Source organism: Microbacterium sp. (assembly GCF_043427715.1).
GTDB lineage: Bacteria > Actinomycetota > Actinomycetes > Actinomycetales > Microbacteriaceae > Microbacterium.
In genome coordinates this window covers 1-5333 of the sequence record NZ_JBHWTD010000064.1, presented here as the reverse complement: position 1 = coordinate 5333, position 5333 = coordinate 1, and the positions used below count along the sequence as shown (strand labels likewise).

Below are 5333 nucleotides of genomic sequence, written 5' to 3'. Positions count from 1 at the left end.
ACCTCCGTCCGGGCCGGCCCGTCGGACGGGGCAGCAAATCTTCGATCAACGACCACTGAGCATCCGAGAGCATCTGAAACCGAGACACCAAACGAGACTCTCAGCCCGTCGCCTCAACCTTTGTCAGACACGCCCTAGGCCGCTCGCAGTCAGGCTCAATGAGTCGACCCGAGCGCAGCTCGACATCATCGCCGGGCTTAACGACCGCACGGTCACCGACGAGGTTCGTCTCGCCGTTGAAAGCTGGATCGAGAAGATCAAGTCGGACCCGACCGTGCAGCGTCGAGCCGAGGAAGTGCGCGCGGACATCGAGCGAAAGGCGGCCACCAAGGGGTCCGCCGCCATATCGGGGATTCCCTCGGCCGTCCGTGCGTCTCCTGCAATGCTCGCGTACTTCTTCCTTCCACCGCTCACGGCGGACAACTGGGTTGTCCCGCTCCTGTCGATGTTCGGATTCGGGGTGCTTGCCGGCATCCCCGCGGCGCTCGTCGATCAGCTTGTGGAGAAGTGGGTAAAGGCCCGCAGGTCGGGCTCCGCCGCACCGCAGCGCTGAGCGCGGTCTTCGTCGCTTCGGTCGCCGCGCGAAGCATCTCGAGCGCAACCAACACCGGCCCGCTGGGGTCGACAGTCGGATTGCACTCCTGCCCCGGCGATGTGCTCCCCGTTCGTTGTCCTTCCAGTGGATTTGTCGTCAGGACTTGTTCACCGATGCTCACGCGTTGGTTGCCTAGGTTCGGACGCGGGGGCAACATCTGGCGGCACTTCAGCCGCCACTCGTCGTCGTGCTCTCGCCAGACAGATCGATCTCGCACTAGGAGAAGAGCAATGAACAAACGCAGTCGCAGGTACATCCGACTTCTTGCTGCGGCGGCCGCCGCAGGGGCACTTTCGCTTACGTCTCTCGCCGCAACCGCGGCGCCGGCACCCTCGGGTCCGGAGGTCACCCCGTTCGCGATCACCCAAGCACAGGGGACGCAGAGCTGTGGACCTGACCAGACGGTTCGAGTGAGTGCGACATTGAACGCCCGAGGGCCGGGTCTACTACGCCCGGTTCCAGAGTGGGCGATGGATCGATGTGGGAACCACTGGCGTTTACCAGTTCGGCCACACGCACGACTTTGGAGCTCGAACCGTCACCTGGAAAGCGATCGCTTCGGGTGCGGGCATGGAGACCGTTTACGACAGCTGCGGATAACGCAACGAAAGGCATGAGGGGGCCAGGCTTCATAGGGAGCCTGGCCCTCGGCTAATGGTTCGTGCAGTCGCGACTACGTCGCTTGGAGCTCGACGAGTTGACGATCGACCTCGGCGACGTCAGCGCGAAGTTGTTCACGAGCGTGGGGCGTCAGCGCCTGAAACTGCATTCGGAGGACTGTCTGCGACTCGGCTTCACTGATACCGAGCGTTTCGCTCAGCTCAGACTCGATCGAAGAGCCCTCGGGAGGGCCTGTAAGACAGACCCTCAGGATCTCCGGTGCGCTCTCGGTGGCCAGCAGCATTACATGGAGGTTTCGTCGAACTTGCAGCAACTGCTCGCGATCATTCATCGTGCGATCAATCTACTGTCAGCGCGGCGCGGAAACCACGTCGTCGTAGTGCTCGACAACTCATGCGGACGACGGCCCCGATCGTGCGCGCTCGATCGAGCGAGCTCATTCGGCAGCCCCGCGATACCGCGATCCGTCCACCCGGCCCACACCGGTTCAACCCAGGCGTTCGACTACATCTCGGCGCGGCGGGGGCTATCAGATCGAAATGCATGATACATGAGGCCGCCTTTGGCGTGCTACGTTGTGCCATCGACTGACGATGAGGAGCGAGCCGTGTCTATGACTGCTTACAATCCGGACCTCGCGGCACTCCAGCACCGCCCGATCAGGCTCGAGCAGCTGCCCGACGGCTTGAAGGCCGAGCTCATCGAGACGGCAGAACGTGGTCAGGTCAGGGGTCGCGAACGTAGGGTGGTGCAAGTCGAGGTCTTCCGGCGGATGGTGAGCGTGAGAACTTCCATCCTGGAAGACCTCGACGCCTATCCGCGAACCAGCCGGCGGTCCCGGGCTACACCCTCAACTGCGAAGAGCCGCTTTTCCGTCGATGGCCGAGACTATGAAATCGATCTTTCGAATGAGAACGCCGACAAGCTTCATGAGGCGCTTGCGCCGTTTGTCAACGCGGCTCGTCAGATCCGCTCTGCTGCATCACCGCGCGTTCGGCGCAGCTCATCAGGCCCAAAAGATGACCTCGACTTGACGGCGGTCCGAGAGTGGGCGCGCGCGAACGGACACAACGTGAGCGACCGTGGACGGGTGCCGGGCGCAGTCCTCGAAGCGTACGCCGCGAGTCGTCGATAACAAGGTCCGATCGCATCCTGATTCGTGAAGTTTCGCATCGCTCTATTGCACAGGAGCGTTGTCGAGCTTCATCCGCGATCTGGCTGCCTCTCTTCTGAGAAGCGGCCGGTGACGGCTCACGTGGATCGCGGTTGTTCGGCCGGAATACAGATGGCGGAACGGTCGAAGCTGGAGTCACTGGGACTGACGGTCGGTCCTCATCCGGCCGGTTCCGCCTTTATCATCTCTCGAAGCTTCTCGATCGTGACTGTCTGGCCGGTGATGCGATTCGTATACTCGGACCCGGTGACGTCGAAGACGCCGTACCCGTCCGCAGCGACTGCATAAACGTCCATCTCCTCCGAGTGGCGAAGCATGAAGAGATACTCTCGACCGACCTCCAGGGCCACTGGGTCGCTTGACACATACTCGACGAGCGAGGACCGACGTTCCTTCTCGTCCATGTCGGCGATGCCGCTCTTCTTGCTGCTCTCTGGATCCTGCGACTCGAAGACCTGTTGCAACGTCACCGTTCCGCCCGGTACGTAGAGTGCGTTGTCGGGAGAAAAGTCGCCCTTCATTGTCTCCTGTGCCTTCACGTCGATGCGAGTCTTTGGTGGCGCGCCTGTGGCAAACTCGAACGTCCCCATCTTGTTGATGCCCGTGACTTCGGCAAGAACTATGGTGTCTGCGTCGAGAACCACTTGCTGTATGTCTGTGACGTCGAAAGCCCAGGATCCCTGGATGTTTGCCGTCTGCGGGTCGGGGGCATAGGTTTCGACTTGCGTCGACGGAGTCGGGGGAGTGGGCGTTTGCTGTTCGGCCAGCACTGCTCCGTCACTCGATGCACACCCTGCAAGAAGTACAGCTGTCAGGAGGAGCGGAAGTGTTGCTGCAGTCTTTCTCATCGGGGCCTCTCAGTACTTCGCTACAAGCACGTTGTTTTCAGCGGCAGTGAGCCCGGTCGCCGTCCAACCGGCCATGTATGCGTACATGATGCGCGGCTTGTTCGCGGCTTTGACGAGGTCGCGCAGGCCGTAGCCATGAAGCATCTCGTGAAGAATGATCTTCTTCCGGGTTGTCGCGCTCATTGAGTCCATCTCGGCATCATTGAGCCGAATCTCGGCGTAGCGCCAGTCTCGCCAATCCATGGCAATCGTTGGCATCTTGCGGTACCCAGGGTTGCTCGGCGGGCCGTTCGGATCCTTCTCCCACACTGTGGCGTACGCGGCAACGCCGCTCAAGGAATCGCTGTACTGATAAAAGTCCATCTGCGAGTTCGCAGTTGCCGTGGTGCTCCAGAGCACCATTGGGTTCGAGAGGCCCGAGGGGTACATCAGCATGTTCACCGCAGCCGGGATTGACGAGGTGTACTCGTTGCCAGCGAAGATCTTGTACCCGATGTTAGTTCCGGGACTCATCTTGTTGGCGAAGTCGAGCTGCTCTCCGTTGACTGTGGCCGCGTTTGCTGCCTGAGCGGGTGCGCCGAAGACGAGAGCTAAAGCCAATGTCGCTGCGAGCGTGCCCCGCACAGTCTTTGTCTTCATTCCGCCCCAGATCTTCATCATCTCGCCAACTTGGGCTTGACCATGGCAGACGGGGTTCCCGAGCCACAAGCAATGTCGTGGTGCGCCTTCAGCCTGCAACCCTCGCCGAGGCGCGGCAGATGGTGATGAACCAAGTCTCGGATGAGCCCTCAACCAGCAGAATGCATGCGCCAGTGGACGCTCCGGAACTCAGCAGCACCGCATACGCACTGGGCAGGGACCTCATCGCGACGGAGCACATTGTCAATGCGGTTGGGCTGACCCCGTTTTGTAGGTCCAGTCGTTGTGTGAGTTGTCCTGTTGCCCGAGGGTTCGGGCAGGGAGACTGGTCAGATCATGTCGAACAGCAGGAAGCGTCACACCCCGGAGCAGGTCGTCCGCAAGCTCGGGCAGGCCGACAGGATGCTCGCCGACGGGCAGGATGTCGCCGCGGTGTGTCGGGAGCTCGGCGTGTCCGAGCAGACGTACTACCGGTGGCGGAACCAGTACGGCGGCCTCAAGGCCGACGACGCAAAGCGCCTGAAGGAGCTGGAGAAGCAGAACGCCACCCTGAAGCGTCTGCTCGCCGAAGCGGAGCTGGAGAAGGCGGCGCTGAAGGAGTTGGCTGAGGGAAACTTCTAGGCCCGGGCAGACGTCGCGCCGCCGTCTCGCACCTGCTCAGGACACTGCAGGTGAGCGAACGGATGGCGTGCCGCCTGGCCGGGCTCTCACGCTCCGCATACCGGCGCCCGCTCAAGGGCGAAACCACCGACGATCCGGACATGGCGCTGCGGGACTGGCTGCGCGCCTGGGCGAAGAACCACCCCCGCTACGGGTATCGGCGGGCATATCACGACGCCCGCGCCGAGGAGTGGGTGGTGAACCACAAGAAGATCCAACGTCTCTGGCGTGACGAGGGGCTGCGTGTGCCGCAGCGGCGTAGGCGCAAGCGAGTCGGGTCCTCGACCGTCGACGCGCCGACGGCGGATGCGCCGAACGTGGTGTGGGCGGTGGACTTTCAGTTCGATGCCGACGATCACGGCCGACCGATCAAGATCTGCTCCATCGTCGACGAACACACCCGGGAGTGTATCGGCGGCCTCGTGGAGCGCTCGATTACCGTCGACCGACTCACCGCCCACCTCGAGGACCTCGTCGCCGCCCGGGGCGCCCCGGCGGTCCCGGGCTACACCCTCAACTGCGAAGAGCCGGTTCCACCTCGACCAGAAGGAGTACCGGGCATGGGTGTGGTCGTCCGCGCTACGCCCCCCGCACGGCGTCTCAGGCTGAGGCCGGCTGGAAGCGGGCCTTCAGTACGTACTGACGGGGTTGGAGCTGCCGCAACGTGATGCGGCGCGGCGCCTGCCCTCCGGGGAGCGTGAGCCTCACAGACCCAATAGCGGTGTCTTCGGGGTTGAGCTCGAGGCCTGCCCAGTCGAGCTCCGTCTCGACCAGGGCGTTGTACAGCGCGCGTTCG

The 5333-nt window shown here is 62.7% G+C and carries 5 protein-coding genes and 1 pseudogene; 3 read left to right on the top strand and 3 right to left on the bottom strand.

What is annotated here, in order from left to right; translation table 11 throughout:
* Positions 1–553, top strand: a 553-nt coding sequence (locus ACHFGS_RS06465; RefSeq protein ID WP_394289289.1) for a hypothetical protein, incomplete at its 5' end; no start/stop codon positions are given.
* Between the two features lie 715 nt (positions 554–1268).
* On the opposite strand, the gene ACHFGS_RS06460 is transcribed toward ACHFGS_RS06465, so the two are convergent.
* Entirely contained in the window at positions 1269–1547 is a 279-nt protein-coding gene (locus ACHFGS_RS06460; RefSeq protein WP_394278387.1) for a hypothetical protein, read from the bottom strand.
* 441 nt (positions 1548–1988) lie between these two features.
* On the opposite strand from ACHFGS_RS06460, the gene ACHFGS_RS06455 reads away from it, so the two are divergent.
* Entirely contained in the window at positions 1989–2351 is a 363-nt protein-coding gene (locus ACHFGS_RS06455) for an Lsr2 family protein (protein ID WP_394278390.1), read from the top strand.
* Between the two features lie 197 nt (positions 2352–2548).
* Here the strand turns inward: ACHFGS_RS06455 and ACHFGS_RS06450 are convergent, their stop codons facing one another.
* Positions 2549–3238: a hypothetical protein gene (locus ACHFGS_RS06450; RefSeq protein WP_394278388.1), complete on the bottom strand. Its 690-nt coding sequence runs from the start codon at positions 3236–3238 to the stop codon at positions 2549–2551.
* A 9-nt stretch (positions 3239–3247) separates the two neighbouring features.
* Positions 3248–3898, bottom strand: coding sequence for a hypothetical protein (locus tag ACHFGS_RS06445; protein ID WP_394278389.1), 651 nt, complete (start codon positions 3896–3898; stop codon positions 3248–3250).
* A gap of 315 nt (positions 3899–4213) precedes the next feature.
* Here ACHFGS_RS06445 and ACHFGS_RS06440 point away from each other — a divergent pair.
* Positions 4214–5037 (top strand): annotated as a pseudogene (locus ACHFGS_RS06440) (IS3 family transposase); the annotation flags it as partial.
* Positions 5038–5333: the final 296 nt, after the last annotated feature.